The sequence below is a fragment of the Vibrio sp. V03_P4A6T147 genome (assembly GCF_002241085.1).
Taxonomy (GTDB): Bacteria; Pseudomonadota; Gammaproteobacteria; order Enterobacterales; family Vibrionaceae; genus Vibrio; species Vibrio anguillarum.
The window spans coordinates 1-3,533 of sequence record NZ_NDIO01000025.1 but is presented as its reverse complement, the minus strand read 5'-3'; the positions used below and the strand labels follow the sequence as shown (position 1 = coordinate 3,533).

3 protein-coding genes are annotated in these 3,533 nt (G+C 47.4%); all 3 read left to right on the top strand.

The features are described from left to right. Positions 1 to 22: 22 nt before the first annotated feature. Positions 23 to 820: an acetolactate decarboxylase gene (budA, locus tag B9J84_RS00825; RefSeq protein ID WP_069212237.1), complete on the top strand. Its 798-nt coding sequence runs from the start codon at positions 23 to 25 to the stop codon at positions 818 to 820. A 100-nt stretch (positions 821 to 920) separates the two neighbouring features. Continuing rightward, the gene (gene alsS, locus B9J84_RS00820) at positions 921 to 2,624 is read left to right on the top strand and encodes an acetolactate synthase AlsS (protein WP_094123306.1); all 1,704 of its coding nucleotides are present in this window, start codon (positions 921 to 923) and stop codon (positions 2,622 to 2,624) included. Then, positions 2,621 to 3,379, top strand: coding sequence for an SDR family NAD(P)-dependent oxidoreductase (locus tag B9J84_RS00815; RefSeq protein WP_013868131.1), 759 nt, complete (start codon positions 2,621 to 2,623; stop codon positions 3,377 to 3,379). Before alsS ends, B9J84_RS00815 begins: the two co-directional genes overlap by 4 nt. Positions 3,380 to 3,533 lie beyond the last annotated feature (154 nt).

Sequence of the window (3,533 nt, the reverse complement as noted above, 5' to 3'; positions counted from 1 at the left end):
AAATATACACTTTATTGCATAAATGGTTATTCTCATGCGTGGATTCTACACTCCGCTTTGTGCTTGTTCTCTCGATGTAGCGAAAGAGTTTGCTGAATATCATCATGTAACGGGGGATGGAGAGATTTACCAAACTTCGTTGATGAGTGCGTTGATTGCTGGCGTTTATGAAGGCGCAACAACGGTTGAACAACTGCTGCAACATGGCGATTTTGGCTTGGGCACATTCAATCAATTAGACGGTGAACTGATCGCGTTTGATAAAGAAGTTTTCCAATTAAAAGCCGATGGTTCGGCTAACCCCGCACACTTAGCGCAGCAAACTCCCTTCGCCGTCATGACTTTTTTCACTCCTGATGTCGAAGTTCCCATCACCTCTAAAATGTCTCGTGCTGACGTTCATCATCTGATTGATGAACTAGTACCCAGTGACAATATTTTCTGCGCAGTACGCATTGACGGTTTATATCAGTTTGTCAGAACGCGTACCGTGCCGCGTCAAACTCGCCCATTTCGCCCAATGTTGGATGTTGTAAAAGAGCAGCCCACATTTAATTTCACCTTCAAACAAGGCGTTATCGCCGGTTTTAGAAGCCCGCAGTACACCACAGGTATTAACGTTCCGGGGTATCACGAACATTTCATTACCGAAGATAGAAAAGGCGGTGGCCACATACAGGACTACTCTATTTCGTCGGGCTTTTTACAAATTGGCAAAGTATCGCGCTTGGTAATTGATACCCCGACTTCGCTAGATTTCCTTAAAGCCAACCTAGCTCCCAATGACATCCGAACCGCGATTGAAAAAGCGGAAAAATAGCGCTGAACAGGAGAAAAAGAATTGAATTGAAAAAAGCCGCCAGATAGCACCACCACTTCGTGAAGAAGTGTCAACGTCAGTCAACAATAAGGGTATAAAAATGAATACAAAACCTACCACTAGAAATGGCGCTCAATTAATCGCTCAACAGCTGGAATCTTTGGATGTCCGCTATATTTTTGGCATTCCGGGGGCCAAAATTGATCGGTTATTTGACGCCATTGAAGACACCAATATTCAAATGATCCCAGTGCGTCACGAAGCCAATGCGGCCTTTATGGCCGGCGTCATCGGCCGTTTAACTGGCAAAGCCGGAGTCACCATGGTGACCTCAGGCCCGGGCTGTGGCAACTTGGTTTCAGGGGTTGCCACTGCCAATTCAGAAGGTGACCCGCTGGTTGCTATCGGCGGCGCGGTCAAACGAGCAGATCAACAAAAGCAAACGCACCAGAGTATGGATACCGTCAGTATTTTCCGCTCTATCACAAAATCCAGTGCAGAAATTCAACATGTTGATGCCGCCAGCGAAGTGATGGCCAATGCCTTTCGCACAGCAGAATCAGGCCGGCCGGGGGCGTGTTTCGTTAGCATTCCCCAAGATGTGTTATCCGACCACACTCTCACCGATATTATTGTTCCCTCACGTAATGTTCATTCAAGCCAAGCCAGCCCAGAAGCGATAGAAGAAGCCATTACCCGAATCGAGCGGTCACAGCGCTGCGTCGTTTTACTCGGCTTACACGCCAGTCGCGCTGAAAATGCTCAAGCCATCAGCCGTTTTTTGCGCACCACTCAACTGCCTGTAGTCGGAACCTATCAAGCCGCTGGGGCAGTTGATATTAACTATTATCACCATTTCGCTGGCCGCGTAGGTTTATTTAACAATCAGCCCGGAGATGTATTGCTGCAAGATGCTGACCTGATTGTCACTATTGGTTTTAACCCCATCGAGTACGACCCAGAGCTTTGGAACGCAAAACAGTCCCCAATCATCCACTTAGACATTGAACCAGCAGAGTATCAGCTCAATTACCAACCTTGTGTGGAAATTGTCGGCAATATCGTTCAATCACTGGATGATATGATCGATTGTGTCACCAATTTCGCACGCCTCTCTCCCAAAGCCTTATCGATTTTAGAGGAAGTGGCACAACAGCGGCAGATAATAAAATCCTATCCTACTCGTCAATCTCAGCATGGGTTTCATCCATTAACCTTAATCAAAGCGATGCAATCCATTATTACCCCAGACACCACCTTGTGTCTGGATATGGGCAGCTTCCATATCTGGATTGCGCGCTATTTAAGCTGTTTTCGCGCCCGTCAAATGCTGATTTCAAATGGTCAGCAAACCATGGGCGTTGCCCTACCTTGGGCGATTGGTGCAAACCTGCTTAAACCCAGCACCAAAGTGGTCTCTGTTTCTGGTGATGGTGGCTTCATGCAATCAAGCATGGAGTTAGAAACTGCCGTCCGCCTAAAATGCAACATTGTACATATCATCTGGGTCGATAACGCCTACAACATGGTCGAGATACAAGAGATGACAAAATATCAACGCCCTTCTGGTGTCAGATTTGGCCCGATAGACTTTAAAGCGTATGCCGAATCATTTGGCGCGCAAGGCTTTGCCGTGACCGAACGTCATCAACTGATGCCTATGCTGCATCAAGCCATGGAAACTCAAGGACCTGCTGTCATCGCTATCCCCGTTGATTACAGCGACAACTACAAGTTGATGCTACCCAGAACACAAGAAAATCGAGATCCAATTTTTGAGCATATCGAAGGAGAAACAATATGAATGGTTTAACCCATAAAGTCGCTTTAGTCACGGGTGCCGCCAACGGCATCGGCTTTGCGATAGCACAGCGTTTATATGATGAAGGGGCCAATGTAGTACTGGCCGACTGGAATGAAGAGCAGCTCGCCACCGCCATCGAAGCTTTTGACTCAACACGCGTCGCGGCGCAAGTAATTGACGTATCCGACCCTAAAAAAGTAAAAGCTATGATCGATAACGCCGTATCACGCTTCGGTAAGCTCGACATTTTAGTCAACAATGCGGGCATCCACATCCCCGGCTCCGTCTTAGAAAGCAGTGTTGAAGATTGGAAGAAAATATCAGCGGTGAATATTGATGGCGTCGTGTATTGCTCTAAATTTGCCTTACCTGAACTGCTAAAAACGCAGGGGACCATAGTCAACACCGCTTCAGTCTCTGGCTTAGGTGGCGACTGGGGTGCCGCATTTTACTGCGCCAGTAAAGGCGCGGTAGTCAACCTCACTCGCGCCATGGCGTTAGACCACGGTGCCGCTGGCGTGCGAATTAACGCCGTGTGCCCAAGCTTAGTTAAAACCAATATGACCAATGGTTGGTCGCAAGAGATTAGAGATAAATTTAACGAGCGCATCGCACTAGGCCGCGCCGCAGAACCGAGCGAAATTGCCGCCGCAGTGGCCTTCTTAGCCAGTGACGATGCATCGTTTATTAATGGTGTCAATTTACCCGTCGATGGTGGCGCTACCGCTTCCGACGGCCAACCTAAAATCGTTTAACCACGAAAACTCAGCCAGTACCTAAACCATTTTCCGTGCTGGCTGATATTTTAGTTACACTTGATGCAGCCGAAATTTGCTCCAATTAATTTCTGTCTAAGTCTAGTGGCAAGGATAAATTAGTTGCATCACGAATATCAATACACTGTGTTCT

What these genes read in the sequence shown, in the direction of transcription:
- alsS (WP_094123306.1), top strand. Translation starts at nt 921, where the DNA reads ATGAATACAAAACCTACCACTAGAAATGGCGCTCAATTAATCGCTCAA.
- budA (WP_069212237.1), top strand. Translation starts at nt 23, where the DNA reads ATGGTTATTCTCATGCGTGGATTCTACACTCCGCTTTGTGCTTGTTCT.
- B9J84_RS00815 (WP_013868131.1), top strand. Translation starts at nt 2,621, where the DNA reads ATGAATGGTTTAACCCATAAAGTCGCTTTAGTCACGGGTGCCGCCAAC.